Source organism: Bacteroides sp. NSJ-39 (assembly GCF_014287315.1).
GTDB lineage: Bacteria > Bacteroidota > Bacteroidia > Bacteroidales > Bacteroidaceae > Bacteroides > Bacteroides finegoldii.
Genome location: NZ_JACOOB010000001.1, coordinates 572,709 through 592,019 on the forward strand (window position 1 = coordinate 572,709; position 19,311 = coordinate 592,019).

The window sequence follows — 19,311 nt, forward strand, 5'->3', positions numbered from 1 at the left end:
TATTTATCGATAGACTAAAAACATCCGATTGAATAAATCTTCTTCTGAAGTAAATTCAACCGGATGTATATCAAAGGCCACTTCTTCTATTTCATTCTTTCAAAGCTTGATAAACGGCTTTTGCCATTACCTTCGCTCCTTCTTCATTCGGATGAACTTTATCCGGGAAAAGTTCGGGCATTCCATCCATTGCCGCATGAAGATCAATAACCGGCAAATGATTTTTCTTGGCAACTTTCTTTATCATCGGAATAATTTCTTTGGAAATTATATCATCATTGATATTGTCACCAGTCCGATAGGATTTGGAAGGATAGCAGAGATAAATCTTCGGTTGGGCAGGCAGAGCTTTGAATGCATCCACCATTGTTTGCAAATCTTTTGTAAAATCCTCCTTATACTTCCAATTGAATGATTTGCTATCGTTTGTTCCAAGCTTGATTACTACGATATTGGGATTGAAAGCCAACGCATCCTGATAGGCTTTCTCTTTCATATACGGATGATCTCCTTTATTTAATAAGGTACGGGCACTGACTCCGAAGTTCTTAACCCAATAACCGTCACCCAACATACGTCCCAACACGGAAGGATAGCTGTCGCGATTACGATTCTTAATCCGGGCTCCATAAGTAATGCTGTTGCCAATGCAAGCAACACGGACCGCATCTTTACGGGGAGCCTTGAAGCTACGTAACCAAGCTGTCAGTTCATCCAGCATTTCATTTTTATAAAGGAAACCTTCGCGGATTCCCCATCCATGCCCGCCGGAAGGATAAATATGAAGAACTGCAGGAACTTTATTCTTATTCAATGCCAGATAGTAGTTAACGCCATTGGCAGGAGGAACGGCATTATCATCATCACTATATACGATGAAGGCACGCGGTGTCTCTTTTGTCACCTGTTTTTCATTGGAATATTCTTTCTCCAGCTCGGCAGAAGCTTCTTTTCCTAACAGGTTATTGCGAGAACCCATGTGGGTATACGATTGATTCATCGTAATCACCGGATAAAACAGGATTTGGAAGTTAGGACGAAGTTCGGGTTTGGCATGGGTGGCAATCGTCGACGCCAAATGACCACCGGCAGAAGATCCCATAATACCAATATCATTTGGATTCAGATTCCATACATCAGCACTGTCACGCACAATCTTCATTGCTGCTTCGGCATCCGAAATAGGAAGCGTGCGATCGCCTTTCGGCATTCGATATTTCAGCACAATAAGAGCAATGCCTTGCTTGTTAAAGTAAGGAGCCCAATCGTAACCTTCGTGGTCAACTGCCAGATGGGAATATCCTCCGCCGGGACAGGCTACCACCGCTCGCCCCGTAGCTAATTCCGGTGCCGGAAGGAATACACGAAGTGAAGGTTGTTCAATATCAAAAGGGTTGGGAGCCTTCTGGGCTACCGTCTGCTGACCTGCCAACAGGAAAAGCAACAGGAAAAAAAGAGTAGAAAATTTCTGTTTCATAGTATCTATGTACTTTGATTAATGAATAATTAGATGTGCGAAGATAGTAATTTTCCATATCTTTGCAGTTCATTTTGATTATAAAAAGATATGCAAGGAATAAAGAATCTGACGCAAGGGCCTATCAACCGCCAATTGTTCAATCTGGCAATGCCTATCATGGCAACGTCATTTATACAGATGGCGTATAGCCTCACGGATATGGCATGGGTAGGACGACTGGGAAGTGAAGCTGTAGCCGCCATCGGCTCTGTCGGAATTCTGACATGGATGTCGGGGTCCATATCTTTATTAAATAAGGTAGGCTCGGAAGTCAGCGTCGGTCAATCTATCGGTGCACAGAACCAGGAGGCCGCCCGGAACTTTGCATCCCATAACATCACAATCGCACTTATCGTTTCTCTTTGCTGGGGTGGATTGCTTTTTGTTTTTGCCGATCCTATCATACGCATCTACGAACTCGAAGAGCATATTACCGCCAATGCTATCCAATATTTACGGATTGTCTCTACCGGACTGCCTTTCGTCTTTCTGTCGGCAGCTTTCACCGGAATCTATAATGCAGCCGGACGTAGCAAGATTCCTTTTTTCATCAGTGGCACCGGATTGATATTGAATATCATTCTCGATCCTTTGCTGATATTTGGTCTTGGGCTGGGTATTAACGGCGCAGCCTACGCTACCTGGATTGCAGAAGCAAGCGTTTTTCTTATTTTCGTCTATCAGTTGCGTCATAGAGATGCATTGCTCGGCGGGTTCTCTTTTTTCACACGACTGAAGAGACAATACACACGGAGAATCTTAAAACTTGGATTACCCGTAGCAACATTAAATACTCTTTTCGCCTTTGTCAATATGTTCCTTTGCCGCACCGCTTCCGAACAAGGAGGGCACATCGGATTGATGACTTTTACGACCGGAGGACAAATCGAAGCTATCACCTGGAATACCTCACAGGGATTCTCTACCGCACTAAGTGCTTTTATCGCCCAAAACTATGCAGCAGGACGGATCGAACGGGTACTCAAGGCCTGGCATACTACACTATGGATGACTGGTATCTTCGGAACATTCTGCACATTATTATTTGTTTTCTTCGGAAATGAGGTGTTTTCTATTTTCGTCCCCGAACAGGCTGCTTATGAAGCCGGAGGTGTTTTCCTTCGCATCGACGGATATTCACAGCTCTTCATGATGCTCGAAATCACCATGCAAGGAGTATTCTACGGTATCGGCCGGACGATACCTCCTGCCATTATCAGCATTGTCTGCAACTATATGCGCATTCCGCTTGCTATTTTGTTCGTGCAAATGGGTATGGGAGTGGAAGGAATCTGGTGGGCTGTCTGCGTCACTACCGTTGCCAAAGGATTGGTACTTTTAAGCTGGTTTGTGATTATTAAAAAGAAATGTCTGAGTATCCCTTCTGTAACAAAAGAATAACTCAGGATTCTCCTTCGTTAACAGACGGTCGGAATTCCACTCGTTATTTTAACTTAAAAAGTACACCTTTGCTAAATAATATATATCTTTGCGGTGTTATTCATCATACGATATGATTCGTATGAAATTATTTTTTTACTAATTAAAAACATCAACATTATGAACAAGATGAAGTTTATGGTTCTCTTTATGAGTGTTGCCATGATATTCAGTGGCTGTGCGAGTATGAATAACACCGGTAAAGGTGCGGCTATAGGTGGAGGTTCGGGCGCTGCTCTGGGTGCTATTCTAGGAGGCGTCATCGGTAAAGGTAAAGGTGCGGCTATCGGCGCTGCCATCGGTACGGCAGTAGGCGCAGGTACAGGTGCCCTCATCGGAAAGAAAATGGATAAAGCTGCAGCCGAAGCAAAACAAATAGAAGGTGCGCAAGTAGAACAGATTACGGATAACAACGGACTGAAAGCCGTAAAAGTAACATTCGACTCGGGTATCCTTTTCACAACAGGTAACGCAAGTTTGAGTCCTGCCGCTAAATCCGCATTAAGCAAATTCGCAAATAATGTACTTAACCAGAACCGTGATATGGACGTATCTATCTATGGATATACCGACAATCAAGGATGGAGAAACAGTACGGCTGAACAAAGTCGCCAGAAAAACCTGAACTTGTCACAGGAACGTGCACAGAGTGTAGCAAGCTATCTGTTGAATTGCGGTGTGTCCAGCAACCAGATCAAAGGTGTGCAAGGTATGGGTGAAAGCGATCCCGTTGCAAGCAACGATACAGCAGCCGGCCGCGAACAGAACCGCCGTGTAGAAGTATATATGTACGCTAGCGAACAGATGATCAGAGATGCACAGGCAGCTGCTAATTAAAAAATTACTGCGTTATACACGCAACCTGCTGATTTTTTTCTTCGCATCGACCTTACTGACGGTCATTATCTATCGGTTTATGCCGGTTTATATCACTCCGCTGATGGTTATTCGAAGTGTTCAGCAGATTTTCTCAGGAGATAAACCCACGTGGAAACACACGTGGGTTTCTTTTGATAAGATATCCCCTAACCTCCCGATAGCGGTGATAGCTTCCGAAGATAACCGTTTTGCGGAACACAACGGGTTCGATTTCGTAGAGATCAGGAAAGCAATGAAAGAGAACAAAACACGTAAGCGAAAACGGGGAGCAAGCACCATCAGCCAGCAGACAGCCAAAAATGTGTTCCTATGGCCTAAGTCTTCATGGGTACGAAAAGGGTTTGAAGTATATTTTACCTTTTTGATCGAGTTATTTTGGTCGAAGGAACGAATCATGGAGGTTTATCTCAACTCCATTGAAATGGGAAATGGTATCTATGGTGCACAAGCTACCGCCCAAATAAAGTTTGGAACAACAGCCGCCAAACTGACACGGGGACAATGTGCGCTTATCGCCGCTACCCTCCCTAACCCGATACGCTTCAATTCTGCGAAGCCTTCGCCATATATCCTAAAACGTCAAAAACAGATATTACGATTAATGAATCTGGTTCCCAAGTTCCCACCGGAAGAAAAGACTATAAGAAAGCAACAAGGTAAAAACAAGAAAACGAAGAAGGAGCAATGAGAAATCTCTCTTGCTCCTTTCACTGATAAACTTGTCCGACTGTGTACTATCCCCATTTATACAAAATCTTTCAACTCTTGCTGTAAACGTTGACGTGTGAAAAAGATACGGCTCTTCACCGTTCCCAATGGCAAACCTAACTTCTCTGCTATTTCACGGTACTTGAATCCCGACACATGCATGGAAAAAGGTACCTTATATTCTTTTGGCAATGCATTGACTACACGATGCATCTCTTTCAAATCATACGCGCCCTCCGTACTGTCAAATCCGGAATCTTGCGGCAAATTCAAATGATAATAATTATCGGTAGTGTCTACAAAGGTCTGGTCACGTACTATTTTTCGGTAGTTATTAATAAAGATGTTGCGCATAATAGTGTACATCCATCCTTTGAAGTTTGTGTCCGGAACATATTTGTCCTCATTATCTAATGCTTTTAAAGACGTTTCCTGCAATAAATCATTTGCTTCTTCACGGTTAGCCGTTAATTTATAAGCAAAACGAAGCAACTCCTCCTGAACTCCAATTAAATCTTTTCTGAAACTTAAACTTTTCATACTTTAAAGGTTTTAATGGTTAATATTCGTTTTTCTCGATGTTTGCAAGTTTAAAGGTATTTTCCCTCTTCGGAAGGGTAATTTCCGTTATTTATGAGGGGAAATTCTATCAAATGATAGTTTTTAGGTGTTTTTTGATAGTTTTTGGGTGGTGCAAATCGGAGGAAGGTCGAATTTTCTATTTAATTTTCATTAAAGAAAACAGAGGAGTTCCCGACTTTTTAGTAAATTTGGTTGTTATACTTATATCAACCTAAATACAACGGATATGAAAAAGAAGAAACAAATCTTTATGTTATTGCTAGCCTTGCTAGTGGGGCTCCCCCTTTCCGCTCAAAGCAAACAAGAGAAGAAAGAGCAGAAAAAAGAGGCTGTCAAGAAGCTCATTGCCTCAGAGAATTACAAGATAGATGTCAGGACCGCCATGCCGATGCGCGGACGCTCCATTCCCTTGACGTCTCCCTACTCATTGGAAATCAGAAATGACTCGGTTATCTCCTACTTGCCTTATTTCGGACGGGCCTACAGTATCCCGTATGGTGGAGGTGACGGACTCGATTTCAAAGCTCCCCTTAAAGAATATGATATGAAAATGGATAAAAAAGGAAATGCCGTTATCGAATTCGTTGCCCGGAATCCGGAAGACAGATATGAATTCAGAGCCAAAGTATATACGAATGGTGAGGCAAGCATCAACGTAAATATGCAGAACCGTCAATCTATCAGTTTCCAAGGCGAACTGGAGATGGAGGATTAGCCTAGTCTTCCGCCTCTTCTCCCCCTTTTAATATAGGTAGGCAAATATGATATTTCACAGCTAAGATGCGGGTTAGAAAGACTACTAATCCGCCTATCAGCTGACAACCGTATGATTCGATCCCTGCTAGGTCACAAATCCAATAGGCAATGCCTCCTACCACACAGGCCATCGCATAAATTTCTTTTCGGAAGATGAGGGGAATCTCATTGATAAACACATCACGAATCACGCCACCGGCTGCTCCCGTTATACTACCCATAATGATGGCTACCCAAAAAGGATATCCCAAAGCGATACTTTTTTCCACACCTACCACAGTGAACAAAGCGAGCCCGATAGTATCAAAAATAAAGAAGGTATTATTGAGCCGGATCAGCCAACGTCCGAAACAAATAACCCACAGCAAAGCAAGTCCCGTACATATCAGATAAATAGGATTTGTCATCCAACCGGGAGTAACATCAAGCAGAACATCACGGATAGTACCACCACCGATCGCAGTAGCAAGACCTACAACATAGGCTCCAAACCAGTCGAAACGCTTAGCCGACGCAAGCCGGATACCACTGATGGCAAAGGCAAATGTGCCTATAAAATCAAGAATTTGAACGAATGTGGGCATATATTTGTTATTTTGTATGCAAAGTAACGAATAAATTCCGTAAGAAAATGTACTTTTGCTTCACGAATTAAACCGAATAAGATAGAAACAGTATGAAAATAACAATTGTTGCCGGGGCACGCCCCAATTTCATGAAGATAGCCCCCATTACACGCGCTATTGAAGCCGCACGGGCGCTGGGTAAAAGTATCTCGTACCGATTGGTATATACAGGCAAGAAAGAGGATACAAGTTTGGACGCTTCTCTCTTTTCGGACCTCGACATGAAAGCTCCCGATGTCTATCTGGGAGTGGAAAGTAGTAATCCTACGAGCTTGACAGCCGGAATCATGATAGCTTTTGAACAGGAACTAACCGAAAATCCTGCTCATGTAGTCCTTGTAGTGGATGATCTGACAGCAACGATGAGTTGTGCCATCGTCGCTAAAAAACAAGGAATCAAAGTGGCGCATCTGGTGGCGGGAACCCGTTCCTTCGACATGAAAATGCCGAAAGAAGTAAACCGTATGATCACAGACGGGCTATCCGACTATCTGTTCACTGCCGGTATGGTTGCCAACCGTAATCTGAACCAGACGGGAACAGAAAACGAAAACGTATATTATGTAGGTAATATCCTCATAGATACTATCCGATATAATAGAAACCGGTTACTCAAGCCGATATGGTTTTCCGTATTGGGACTGCAAGAAGGTAATTACCTCCTACTTACCCTGAATCGGCGTGTACTGCTCAATGATAAGGAGAATCTCCGACAACTTTTGCAAACATTAATCGAAAAGTCTGCCGGTATGCCTATCGTAGCTCCAATGCACACGTATGTACGCAATGCCATTAAAGAATTAGGAATCGAAGCACCGAACCTGCATATCATGCCTCCTCAGAATTATCTATTTTTCGGTTATCTGATAAACAAGGCAAAAGGAATCATAACGGATTCAGGCAACGTAGCCGAAGAAGCGACATTCTTAGGCATTCCATGTATTACGCTCAATACATACGCCGAACATCCGGAAACATGGCGTATGGGAACAAACGAACTTGTCGGTGAAGATCCTGTTCTTCTCGCCAAAGCAATGGACATATTAATGAAAGGCGAATGGAAAAGAGGCGAGCTTCCCGAACGCTGGGATGGGCGCACAGCAGAGCGTATCGTACAGATCCTTACGAGTAAATAACCAACAATGATGGGTAAAAAAAGTTATATATTCAACCATCCTCAGAGTTATTTGTTAACTTTGTAGCTCTACTAAGAACGTTTATGAAACAACGATATAGCAAAATACTTATACTGATCTTACTCATATTGGCAGCCTCAAACGTTTTTGCGCAGCAGATAAAGGGAGTAGTTACAGATTCGGTGACCCATGAGCCATTGATGTATATATCTGTTTACTACCAAGAAAAAAAGGATATGGGTACGATCACCAATATTGACGGAGAATACAGTCTCGAAGCCCGTAGAAACGGGGGGACACTTGTTTTTTCCGCAGTGGGCTATATCAGTAAGACAGTAAAAGTGAACTATGGCAATCAGACGGTCAATGTACAGTTGGCTCCGGATAACGTGATTCTGAATGAAGTCGTTGTAAAGCCTAAGAAAGAAAAATATTCGCGCAAGAACAATCCGGCAGTGGAGTTCATGAAGAAAGTAATCGAACATAAGAAGGCGCAAGCCCTCGAAGTGAACGAATATTATCAGTACGATAAGTACGAAAAGATGAAAATGTCTATCAATGACCTTACTCCGGAAAAACTAGAGAAGGGTATCTACAAAAAATATTCTTTCCTTAGAGATCAGGTAGAAGTGTCGGAAACTACCAATAAATTGATTCTCCCGATCTCTGTACAAGAAACGGCTTCACAAACCATCTTCCGCAAAGATCCCGAAAGTAAGAAAACGATTATCAAAGGAAAAAACTCCAATGGTATCGAAGAATTCTTCTCTACAGGAGATATGCTCGGCACTGTATTGAAGGACGTCTTTGCGGATATCAACATCTATGATGACGAGATCCGTCTGCTTCAGCAGCGTTTCGTCAGTCCTATAGGTAGCAATGCCATTTCTTTTTATAAGTATTATCTGATGGATACGTTGATGGTGGACAGGCGCGAATGCGTACATCTGACATTTGTTCCACAGAATTCGCAGGATTTCGGATTTACAGGACATCTCTATGTATTGAAAGATTCTACCTATGCAGTCCAGAAATGTACAATGAACCTGCCTAAAAAGACCGGAGTCAATTTTGTGAACCGTATGGATATCGTCCAACAGTATGAACAACTACCAAATGGCAATTGGGTATTGGCAGATGACGATATGACCGTAGATCTCTCGTGGAGTTCAAACAAAACGGTGGGGGGATTGCAGGTAGAGCGAACTACAAAATATAGCAATTATAAGTTCGACCCTATAGAGCAACGGCTTTTCCGTTTGAAAGGCAGTGTGATAAAAGAAGCCGATATGCTCTCGAAAAGCGATGAATACTGGGCTAGTGTTCGCCAAGTACCACTGACAAAAACAGAAAGCACAATGGATGTATTCGTCAACAGACTCGAACAGATTCCGGGATTTAAGTATATCATCTTCGGTGCGAAAGCTGTGATCGAAAACTTCGTAGAAACAGGAAGCAAGAAACATCCGAGTAAAGTAGACATAGGTCCTATCAATACGATGATTTCGAGCAACTATATTGATGGAACCCGTTTTCGGTTAAGTGGCATGACAACAGCTCATCTCAACAAACACTGGTTCTTGAACGGTTATGGAGCCTACGGTCTGAAAGATGAACGATGGAAATACAGCGGAACACTGACATATTCATTCAACAAACGCGATTATGTGGTTTGGGAGTTCCCGAAGCATTACATTTCGGCAACTTACAGTTATGATGTAATGTCTCCGATGGATAAATTCCTATTTACAGATAAAGATAACATTTTCCTTTCATTAAAAACAACGACAGTAGACCAAATGTCGTATATGCGCGATGCTACCATCAACTATGAACTTGAAACACTTACAGGATTCGGTATAAAAGCAATGCTCCGCCACCGTAACGACGAGCCTGCCGGAAAATTGGAGTATTTGCGTAACGATGCCGCACAAACCCGTGTGCATGACGTCACTACTGCCGAAGCAAGCCTGACACTACGCTATGCTCCGGGCGAATCATTTGTCAACTCCAAACAGCGTCGTATCCCCGTGTCATTGGACGCTCCTATCTTCACACTCACTCATGCCATGGGATTCAAAGGAGTGTTAGGTGGCGAATACAGTTTCAACCGTACGGAAGCGAGTGTATGGAAACGTTTCTGGCTTCCATCTTCGTGGGGAAAGATAGATTGCAGTATAAAGGCAGGGGCCGAGTGGAACACCGTTCCTTTCCCGTTACTGATTCTGCCGGAAGCCAACTTATCATACATCACCCAACGCGAGACGTTCAACCTTATTAATAATATGGAGTTCTTGAACGACCGTTTCGCTTCAGTTTCATTGTCTTACGATATGAATGGCAAACTATTCAATCGTATTCCCCTTATCAAGAATCTGAAATGGAGGGAAATGTTCCGTGTCCGTGCCTTATGGGGTACTCTGACAGACAAGAACAATCCGTTCAAAAGCAGTAACCCCGATTTGTTCCGCTTCCCGATGCGTGATGGAAAATTTACTAGTTTTGTCATGGATCCGAAGATTCCGTATGTTGAAGCAAGTGTGGGTATCTATAATATATTCAAGTTGCTGCACATTGAATATGTACATCGTTTCACCTACCGTGATAATCCGGGTATCAATAAAAACGGTGTCCGCTTCATGGTATTAATGGCATTCTAAGAATTATGCAACCTTTAGCAGAGCGATTACGCCCCAAAACATTAGACGAATATATCGGTCAGAAACATTTAGTAGGACCGGGTGCTATCTTGCGAAAGATGATTGACGCAGGACGCATCTCCTCCTTTATCCTCTGGGGACCTCCCGGGGTAGGCAAAACTACATTGGCACAAATCATTGCCAATAAGCTGGAAACCCCGTTTTTTACTTTAAGCGCAGTGACTTCAGGGGTAAAGGATGTGCGTGAAGTGATAGACCGTGCCAAAAGCAACCGATTCTTCTCCCAGTCCAGCCCTATCCTATTCATCGATGAAATCCATCGATTCAGTAAATCACAACAGGATTCTTTGTTGGGAGCTGTAGAGAACGGAACCGTCACACTAATCGGAGCAACAACGGAAAATCCGTCGTTCGAGGTTATCCGTCCGCTTCTGTCCCGCTGCCAGCTCTATGTACTCAAATCGCTGGAGAAGGAAGATTTGCTGGAACTCCTGCAACGTGCCATCACTACGGATACTGTACTGAAAGAACGTAAAATCGAACTAAAAGAAACAACTGCCATGCTGCGCTTTTCCGGTGGAGACGCACGCAAACTCCTTAATATATTAGAGCTGGTCGTTGAATCCGAAGCTGAAGACACCGTTGTGATCACTGATGAAATGGTGACTGAACGATTACAACAAAACCCGTTGGCATACGATAAAGACGGGGAAATGCATTATGATATTATTTCAGCCTTCATCAAGTCTATTCGTGGCAGTGATCCGGACGGAGCAATCTATTGGCTTGCCCGTATGGTGGAAGGCGGTGAAGATCCGGCTTTCATTGCCCGCCGACTGGTTATTTCGGCCTCCGAAGATATCGGCTTGGCAAATCCCAATGCCTTGCTTCTTGCTAATGCCTGTTTCGATACATTGATGAAAATCGGATGGCCCGAAGGAAGAATTCCTTTAGCTGAAACGACCATATATCTGGCAACCAGCCCTAAAAGCAATTCAGCGTATAATGCCATTAATGATGCACTGGAGTTGGTTCGCTCGACAGGTAATCTACCTGTCCCATTACACTTGCGCAATGCACCTACGAAGCTGATGAAGCAATTAGGCTATGGACAAGAGTACAAGTATGCTCACAATTATGAAGGAAATTTTGTGAAACAACAGTTCCTTCCGGACGAATTGAAAGACAAACGTATCTGGAAACCGCAGAATAATCCGGCAGAACAGAAACATGCCGAACGGATGATACAACTGTGGGGAGACAAGTTCAAAAAAGACGTATAACATATTATTAATATAAAATCGAAATGAAAATTATTGTTTTAGATGGTTTTGCAGCCAATCCCGGCGATTTGTCTTGGGAAGGGATAAAAGCCTTAGGAGAATGCGTGATTTACGACCGTACTGCTCCCGAAGAAGTATTAGAACGTGCAGCCGGAGCAGAAGTACTCCTGACTAATAAAGTAATCATTAATGCAGAACACATGGCTGCACTGCCCGAATTGAAATATATCGGTGTATTAGCTACCGGATACAATGTAGTTGATACAGTTGCAGCTAAAGAACGGGGTATTGTTGTCACTAACATTCCTTCATACAGCACAGCTTCCGTTGCCCAAATGGTATTTGCCCACATATTGAATATCAGCCAGCAAGTGCAACATCATTCGGAAGAAGTGCATAAAGGCCGCTGGACGAACAGCAAAGATTTCTGTTTCTGGGATACGCCGCTGATAGAATTGAGAGATAAGAAAATAGGTCTGGTCGGATTGGGAAATACCGGATATACAACAGCACGTGTTGCCATAGGTTTTGGTATGCAAGTGTATGCGTTGACTTCAAAGTCTCATTTCCAATTACCACCTGAAATCAAGAAGATGGATTTAGACCAACTTTTCAGCGAATGTGATATTATCAGTTTACATTGCCCGCTTACTCCGGAGACACATGAGATGGTTAATGCCCGTCGTCTTGCCATGATGAAGCCAACAGCTATCTTAATCAATACCGGGCGTGGACCGCTAATCAATGAACAAGATTTGGCAGATGCTCTGAACAGTGGTAAGATTTTTGCAGCAGGAGTAGACGTACTCTCTACCGAACCTCCCCATGCTGATAACCCGTTGCTGACAGCCAAGAACTGCTACATCACTCCACATATTGCATGGGCAACCCTAGAAGCCCGCGAAAGATTGATGAACATTGCAATCAGCAATCTGCAAGCATACATCGCCGGAACACCGGAAAATGTAGTCAAATAGGTAAGAATCAAAAACTGTTTTTCTATCCAGTCCGACATTAAAACAAAAAGTTGGCTGCGCAATAATATTACTATTGCGCAGCCAACTCTCAATTCTCAACTTTCAACTTAATAAGAGTGTCCTCCCTCGTCCATCTCTTTTTCCGTTATCTTATGACGGTCGATACTACGCCAAGCATAGAATATATAAGCTATCACAAACGGGACAAGTATAGAAACATAAGCCATCGTCTTTAATGTAAACTCACTAGAACAACTGTTAGCCAAAGTCAATGAGCTTTGCAGGTCCGTATAAGACGGATAATAAGCAGTATTATTATATCCTGCCACCAACAGCAAAGACAAAACAGTCAATACCGTCCCAATCCCTGTAAACCAGATACCCTTATCAAAAGTCTTTCTAAGCAACGTCTTGCCAATACCGAAGAGTACCAACACCACTCCTATCAGGAATAAGATCAAAACTACGGGCATTTCGATAAAGTTCATGAAATATTTAAAGGGTTGCATATAAATCTCCTGTGTATCCGGATTCACGGCAAAGCCATCAGAAACCAATGTACGAATCACAAATGTCAAGAAGAACACAAGAAACAGAATCGTATTATTCCGCACCGCACGACGACATTTATCCGTCAGTTCTTTGTCCGCAATATTATTAATGAAGTAAAGCGCACCCAGCACACGGGCAAGGAAGAATACTGCTAATCCAAGAATAACATTCCATATATTTGTCAGTGCATCCAATCCATGCCAGCCATTCCCCCAATGACTGATTACCGGCATAACAGTATCCGTCATATTAGCTTTATTGATATAGAAATCGGAACCTGTGAAGAAAGTTGCCACAGCTCCGCCAAGCAACAACGGCCCTACTACTCCATTAATCACCAGAAAAGTCTGATATGTCTTTTTGCCCAACAGATTTCCCGCTTTGCTCTGAAACTCATAACTGACAGCCTGCAATACAAAGCTGAAAAGAATAATCATCCAAAGCCAATAAGCTCCACCGAAACTTGTACTATAAAACAATGGAAAAGAAGCAAAGAAAGCCCCTCCGAACGTGACCAGTGTAGTAAATGTAAACTCCCACTTACGACCGGTAGAATTCACCATCATTTTCCGGTGTTCTTCCGTCTTACCGAGACAGAACAACAAAGAATTACCTCCTTGCACAAACAATAAAAATACGAGGATAGCTCCCAGCAAGGAAACGACAAGCCACCAATATTGTTGTAGAAATATATACATAGCCTTTACAATTAATGATTAATATTCATATTATCTTCCGTATCCGGTCCTTTCTTGATAGCCTTCACCATAATTCCGGTACCGGCAATCAACATTACAGTAAACAGGAACAGGAAAATAAAGAAAGTAGTCTGTACGGAACCCACATCAAGTTTGGAGATAGCAGCCGTTGTAGGCAGCATATCACGAATTGCCCAAGGCTGACGACCACACTCGGCAACCACCCATCCCGCTTGTCCGGCAATGTATCCCAAAGGAATAGTAAGCAAAGCGACCCAATGCATCCAGCGCATCTTACTCAAATCTTTCTTATAAACAAAGAACAATACTACAATAAAGAACAAAATAAAATATCCTCCGAGAATTACCATGACACGGAACGCATAAAAATTCAAAGGAACATTCGGAACCAACTGATTCACATCTTTAATATACCCATATCCAAAATAGGGGATATTCTCCTGCAACACTTTATATGCCACTTGCGCGTCCTCTTCATGACCTGCACTCTTTGCCGCACGATAGGCTGCCAATGCCCCAATAGCCGTTTTCCCGCGTTCTATCTTCTCGGCTGCCGAGAGAGCCGTCGTACCGTCTTTCATTTGATAACCGCCTTCAATAATGTTTGTGATTCCCGGAACGTAACCATCCGCATCACGTTCCGCCAGAAAAGAAAGCAGACTCGGTATCTCAAAACGGAAGAGGAAAGGTTCTTTCCCATCATCATAAGTTTCCTTTTCAGGATTAAGCACTCCTATTCCTACTAGTCCTACATTCGTTCCACCCTCATACAGGCCTTCCACAGCAGCCAGCTTCATCGGCTGTGTCTGTGCAATCTGATAACCGGAACCGTCTCCTGTCCAAGCGGCGAGTAACGATGCCACTAGTCCGAAGATAGCACCAATTTTTATGCTCGCAAGTGCAAAATCACGATTACGTTTCTTCAACAAATACCAGCAACTAATGCCGACCACGAACACACCGCCCAGCACCCAACCGGACAATACGGTATGGAAGAACTTGTTGACAGCCACAGGTGATGTAGCCACAGCCCAGAAATCTACCATCTCGTTACGCACCGTATCGGGATTGAACTCCATTCCTACCGGATGTTGCATCCATGCATTGGCCACCAGAATCCACCAAGCGGAAATAGTTGCTCCCAATCCCGTCAGCCAGGTAGAAGCCAGATGGAAGCGTTTGCTCACTTTTCCCCAACCGAAAAACATCACAGCTATAAATGTGGCTTCCATGAAGAATGCCAAAATCCCTTCAATTGCCAACGGTGCTCCGAAAATGTCACCAACAAACCACGAATAATTACTCCAGTTTGTACCGAATTCAAATTCCAGAATCAAACCGGTCGCTACACCAATAGCGAAGTTGATGCCGAAAAGCTTCATCCAGAACTGAGCAGTCTTTTTCCAGAATTCATTTCCTGTTTTATAATACAGCGTCTCCATGATTCCCATCACCACTGCCAGTCCAAGTGTAAGCGGAACAAAAATCCAATGATACATAGCTGTCATCGCAAATTGGGCTCTCGACCAATCGATCAGCGAGGTGTCAATACTTTCAATCATAATCTTATGTTGTTTAAGAGTTAAAAATCAATCGGTTTCTCCGGAAGGGCACGTTCTATCAGTTCATTACCCACATACGCTCCTTTTTCTGCCTCCGTAGGGTGATCACTAAGGAAATTCGGGAAAAAGAATAATTTGAGGATAAAGAACATGACGAATAATTTCAAAAGGATAATAACCCACAATGTACGACCAAGTGTCATACTGCGGAAACCTTCCAAATAAAAGTTCCAAACGGCAAGCAGTGCATTCTTCATATATCGTCGTTAGAATTTGTAATGAGTACAAATATACAATATTTATAATAAAAACAAACAAATCCCCCGAATTGTTGCGAGATTTATTGTGTTTTTCCCGGCTAATCTCCCTATCGACAGAAAAAAATCATTTAACGGTAAAATTCAATGATCCGTCTATCACTTTTGCCACTAATATAATATGTACGTACCTTCGTTACCAATAAATCAATAGAAGTATGAATATGATAAATGTAAGAAGATTGGCAGTGATGACATTTCTTGGTGCAGGTATGCTTTCCGACATATCTGCACAAGATTTTTCGTTGCAAGCCGATACGTTAAATGAAGCCAGACTCCCCGCTCAATGGGATTTGCAATCTTGCATCGACTATGCTTTGGAACAGAATATTACGATTCGCAAGAACCGTGTGACTGCGGAAAGCACACAGATTGACGTAAAGACTGCCAAAGCGGCTCTATTTCCCAGCCTTTCGTTCTCTACCAGCCAGCAAGTAGTGAATCGCCCCTATCAGGAGACGAGCAGCCGGGTGAGTGGCAGCGAAATCATCAGCAGCAACAGTAAAACAAGTTACAACGGCAATTATGGCCTGAATGCCTCGTGGACTATATACAACGGCAGTAAGCGACTCAAAACTCTCAAACAGGAACGGCTGAACAACCAGGTAGCCGAATTGGATGTAGCCACTTCGGAAAATACGATTAAAGAGTCGATTGCACAAATTTATATCCAGATTCTTTATGCCGCCGAATCCGTCAGGGTAAATGAAAACACACTGCAAGTCTCCATTGCCCAGCGTGATCGCGGACAGGAACTTCTCAATGCCGGAAGTATTGCCAAAAGTGACTTCGCACAGTTAGAGGCTCAGGTAAGCACAGACCGTTATCAACTTGTCACAGCGCAAGCCACCTTACAAGATTACAAATTGCAACTGAAACAATTGCTCGAACTGGACGGAGAGAATGAAATGAACGTCTACCTCCCTAAACTGTCCGATGAAAACGTACTGGCTCCGTTACCTGCCAAAAAGGATGTCTATGTAAGCGCCCTTGCCATCCGTCCCGAAATCGAGGCAAGTAAGTTGAATGTAGAGGCTTCCGAACTAGGCATTGATATTGCCAAATCGAGTTACTTCCCCACTATCAGCCTCAGCGCAGGCATCGGCACAAACCATACAAGTGGAAGCGATTTCACTTTCGGCGAACAAGTGAAAAACGGATGGAATAATTCCATCGGATTGTCTGTCAGTGTACCTATCTTTAATAACCGCCAGACAAAAAGTGCTGTACAAAAAGCTAAGCTGCAACGCGAAACGAATATGCTTTCCTTACTTGACGAACAAAAAGCCCTCTATAAGACCATCGAAAGTCTTTGGTTGGACGCAAACAGCGCACAACAACGTTATGCGGCAGCCAACGAAAAACTGAGAAGTACGCAGATCAGCTATGATCTGATCAGCGAACAGTTCAATCTGGGTATGAAAAATACGGTGGAGCTCCTCACCGAAAAGAATAACTTGCTACAAGCTCAACAAGAACAACTTCAGGCTAAATATATGGCCATACTAAACACACAGTTGCTGAAATTCTATCAAGGAGACAAATTGACATTATAAATCAACAAACGTATATTAATTAAAAGCATCATAAACGAATGAAAACGAAAAAGATTATCCTAATCGCCGTGGCAGTCATTGCGGTAGTAGGTATAGGAATCTGGTTCTTCACCGGTTCACCCGCCAAGCATAAAGTCACGTATGCTACCGTCGCTGTCAGCAAAGGCGATATTTCAAATTCGGTAACTGCTACCGGAACGATAGAGCCGGTGACGGAAGTCGAAGTCGGTACACAGGTATCGGGCATCATCGACAAGATTTATGTAGATTATAACTCAACAGTCACCAAAGGACAATTGATTGCCGAAATGGACCGCGTCACACTGCAAAGTGAATTGGCTTCACAACAAGCGACATACGACGGTGCGAAAGCCGAATATGAATATCAGAAGAAAAACTATGAACGTAGCAAAGGCTTGCACGAAAAATCACTCATCAGCGACACGGATTTCGAACAAGCCCTCTACAACTACCAGAAGGCGAAGAGCAGCTATGACAGCAGTAAGGCCTCTCTCGCAAAGGCAGAGCGTAACTTATCATACGCTACCATCACTTCGCCTATCGACGGAGTTGTTATCAGCCGTGATGTGGAAGCCGGACAGACTGTCGCTTCCGGATTCGAGACTCCTACCCTGTTCACTATCGCTGCGGACTTGACGCAAATGCAGGTAGTGGCCGATGTGGATGAAGCCGATATAGGTGGCGTAGAAGAAGGACAGCGCGCCAGTTTTACGGTGGACGCATATCCTAATGATACCTTTGAAGGCGTTGTGACCCAGATTCGTTTGGGCGATGCAAGCAGTACCAGCAGTACAAGTACCAGCAGCGGCACGGTGGTTACTTATGAAGTGGTAATCTCCGCTCCCAATCCCGATTTGAAACTGAAACCACGTCTGACGGCCAATGTCACCATCTATATCCTTGATAAAAAAGACGTACTTTCTGTACCGAACAAAGCATTGCGTTTCGTACCCGAAAAACCCTTAATCGGTGCTAACGACATCGTAAATGACTGTAAAGGTGAACATAAACTTTGGACACGCGAAGGAAATACATTCACTGCCCATCCGGTAGAGATAGGAATCAGTAACGGTATGTCGACGGAAATTATCAGTGGTATCTCCGAAGGCGCTAAAATTGTGACGGAAGCTACTATCGGTGCCATGCCGGGCGAAAATATGGAAGCCGGACCCAACCAACAGAGCGGAGGAGAAAGAAGCCCGTTCATGCCTGGCCCTCCGGGAAGTAAGAAGAAAAACAACAAGTGACAAACACCATGAAGAAAGTAATTGAAATACAAAATATCAAGCGTAACTTTCAGGTAGGTGATGAAACCGTCCATGCGTTACGAGGTGTTTCGTTCACCATTCACGAAGGGGAGTTTGTCACTATCATGGGTACTTCCGGTTCGGGAAAATCTACGTTACTGAATATTCTGGGTTGCCTGGATACTCCGACGAGCGGTGAATATCTGCTCAGCGACATCCCCGTCCGCACTATGAGCAAGCCTCAACGTGCGGTCTTGCGGAACAGGAAAATCGGATTCGTGTTCCAAAACTATAACTTGTTGCCCAAAACAACGGCTGTAGAAAACGTAGAACTGCCACTTATGTACAACTCTTCTGTCAGTGCCGCCGAACGCCGTCGCCGTGCCATCGAATCTCTGCAGGCCGTAGGATTAGGTGACCGTCTGGAACACAAATCAAACCAGATGTCCGGTGGGCAAATGCAGCGGGTGGCCATTGCACGCGCATTGGTCAACAATCCGGCTGTGATTCTTGCCGATGAAGCAACCGGAAACCTCGACACCCGTACCTCATTTGAGATACTTGTCCTCTTTCAAAAGCTTCATGCGGAAGGACGCACCATCATCTTCGTAACGCATAATCCGGAGATTGCGCAATATAGCAGCCGGAATATCCGCCTGCGCGACGGTCATGTCATAGAGGATACCGCTAATCCGGAAATTCTATCCGCTGCTGAAGCATTGGCTGCATTACCAAAAAATGACGAAGAAGGATAGACCGCGTTTAACGAAA

General features: G+C 43.6%; 17 protein-coding genes. 11 read left to right on the top strand and 6 right to left on the bottom strand.

Annotated features, from left to right (window positions below; translation table 11 throughout):
- Positions 1-91: 91 nt before the first annotated feature.
- A complete protein-coding gene (locus H8S63_RS02575; protein WP_186925644.1) occupies positions 92-1,477 on the bottom strand; it encodes a GDSL-type esterase/lipase family protein in 1,386 nt (461 codons plus the stop codon).
- Between the two features lie 90 nt (positions 1,478-1,567).
- Here H8S63_RS02575 and H8S63_RS02580 point away from each other — a divergent pair, with 90 nt between their 5' ends.
- The 3 genes from H8S63_RS02580 (at position 1,568) to mtgA (ending at position 4,526) form a co-directional block, all read left to right on the top strand.
- The gene (locus H8S63_RS02580; RefSeq protein WP_149923465.1) at positions 1,568-2,920 is read left to right on the top strand and encodes an MATE family efflux transporter; all 1,353 of its coding nucleotides are present in this window, start codon (positions 1,568-1,570) and stop codon (positions 2,918-2,920) included.
- Positions 2,921-3,079: 159 nt separating this feature from the next.
- On the top strand, positions 3,080-3,796 hold the full coding sequence (locus H8S63_RS02585; RefSeq protein WP_007759796.1) for an OmpA family protein: 717 nt from the start codon (positions 3,080-3,082) through the stop codon (positions 3,794-3,796).
- On the top strand, positions 3,774-4,526 hold the full coding sequence (mtgA, locus tag H8S63_RS02590) for a monofunctional biosynthetic peptidoglycan transglycosylase (RefSeq protein WP_186925645.1): 753 nt from the start codon (positions 3,774-3,776) through the stop codon (positions 4,524-4,526). Before H8S63_RS02585 ends, mtgA begins: the two co-directional genes overlap by 23 nt.
- A 56-nt stretch (positions 4,527-4,582) precedes the next feature.
- On the opposite strand, the gene H8S63_RS02595 is transcribed toward mtgA, so the two are convergent.
- Entirely contained in the window at positions 4,583-5,086 is a 504-nt protein-coding gene (locus tag H8S63_RS02595; protein ID WP_007754006.1) for an RNA polymerase sigma factor, read from the bottom strand.
- Positions 5,087-5,354: 268 nt separating this feature from the next.
- Here H8S63_RS02595 and H8S63_RS02600 point away from each other — a divergent pair, with 268 nt between their 5' ends.
- Complete coding sequence (locus H8S63_RS02600; protein WP_055279723.1) at positions 5,355-5,843, top strand: DUF4251 domain-containing protein; 489 nt, start codon at positions 5,355-5,357, stop codon at positions 5,841-5,843.
- 1 nt (position 5,844) lies between these two features.
- Here H8S63_RS02600 and H8S63_RS02605 read toward each other — a convergent pair whose 3' ends face one another.
- Complete coding sequence (locus H8S63_RS02605) at positions 5,845-6,468, bottom strand: trimeric intracellular cation channel family protein (RefSeq protein ID WP_186925646.1); 624 nt, start codon at positions 6,466-6,468, stop codon at positions 5,845-5,847.
- Positions 6,469-6,560: 92 nt separating this feature from the next.
- Here H8S63_RS02605 and wecB point away from each other — a divergent pair, with 92 nt between their 5' ends.
- From wecB to H8S63_RS02625, 4 genes are all read left to right on the top strand, one after another.
- The gene (gene wecB / locus H8S63_RS02610; protein ID WP_186925647.1) at positions 6,561-7,646 is read left to right on the top strand and encodes a non-hydrolyzing UDP-N-acetylglucosamine 2-epimerase; all 1,086 of its coding nucleotides are present in this window, start codon (positions 6,561-6,563) and stop codon (positions 7,644-7,646) included.
- Positions 7,647-7,729: 83 nt separating this feature from the next.
- Positions 7,730-10,306: a DUF5686 and carboxypeptidase-like regulatory domain-containing protein gene (locus tag H8S63_RS02615; protein ID WP_007753997.1), complete on the top strand. Its 2,577-nt coding sequence runs from the start codon at positions 7,730-7,732 to the stop codon at positions 10,304-10,306.
- Positions 10,307-10,311: 5 nt separating this feature from the next.
- Positions 10,312-11,589 carry a replication-associated recombination protein A gene (locus H8S63_RS02620; protein ID WP_007753994.1) on the top strand — a complete coding sequence of 426 codons (1,278 nt, stop codon included), beginning with the start codon at positions 10,312-10,314 and terminating at the stop codon, positions 11,587-11,589.
- A gap of 23 nt (positions 11,590-11,612) precedes the next feature.
- Positions 11,613-12,566, top strand: coding sequence for a D-2-hydroxyacid dehydrogenase (locus H8S63_RS02625; protein ID WP_022275010.1), 954 nt, complete (start codon positions 11,613-11,615; stop codon positions 12,564-12,566).
- Positions 12,567-12,673: 107 nt separating this feature from the next.
- On the opposite strand, the gene cydB is transcribed toward H8S63_RS02625, so the two are convergent.
- The 3 genes from cydB to H8S63_RS02640 are packed head-to-tail and all read right to left on the bottom strand — an operon-like array spanning position 12,674 to position 15,656.
- Positions 12,674-13,816, bottom strand: coding sequence for a cytochrome d ubiquinol oxidase subunit II (gene cydB / locus H8S63_RS02630; RefSeq protein WP_007753990.1), 1,143 nt, complete (start codon positions 13,814-13,816; stop codon positions 12,674-12,676).
- Positions 13,817-13,827: 11 nt separating this feature from the next.
- Positions 13,828-15,399, bottom strand: coding sequence for a cytochrome ubiquinol oxidase subunit I (locus H8S63_RS02635; protein WP_186925648.1), 1,572 nt, complete (start codon positions 15,397-15,399; stop codon positions 13,828-13,830).
- 20 nt (positions 15,400-15,419) lie between these two features.
- Positions 15,420-15,656: a DUF4492 domain-containing protein gene (locus H8S63_RS02640; RefSeq protein ID WP_007753982.1), complete on the bottom strand. Its 237-nt coding sequence runs from the start codon at positions 15,654-15,656 to the stop codon at positions 15,420-15,422.
- Positions 15,657-15,874: 218 nt separating this feature from the next.
- On the opposite strand from H8S63_RS02640, the gene H8S63_RS02645 reads away from it, so the two are divergent.
- The 3 genes from H8S63_RS02645 to H8S63_RS02655 are packed head-to-tail and all read left to right on the top strand — an operon-like array spanning position 15,875 to position 19,295.
- Positions 15,875-17,272 carry a TolC family protein gene (locus tag H8S63_RS02645; protein ID WP_186925649.1) on the top strand — a complete coding sequence of 466 codons (1,398 nt, stop codon included), beginning with the start codon at positions 15,875-15,877 and terminating at the stop codon, positions 17,270-17,272.
- Positions 17,273-17,310: 38 nt separating this feature from the next.
- On the top strand, positions 17,311-18,540 hold the full coding sequence (locus tag H8S63_RS02650; protein WP_186925650.1) for an efflux RND transporter periplasmic adaptor subunit: 1,230 nt from the start codon (positions 17,311-17,313) through the stop codon (positions 18,538-18,540).
- An 8-nt stretch (positions 18,541-18,548) separates the two neighbouring features.
- Positions 18,549-19,295 (top strand): ABC transporter ATP-binding protein, encoded by a 747-nt coding sequence (locus H8S63_RS02655; RefSeq protein ID WP_007753972.1) that lies wholly within the window; start codon positions 18,549-18,551, stop codon positions 19,293-19,295.
- Positions 19,296-19,311 lie beyond the last annotated feature (16 nt).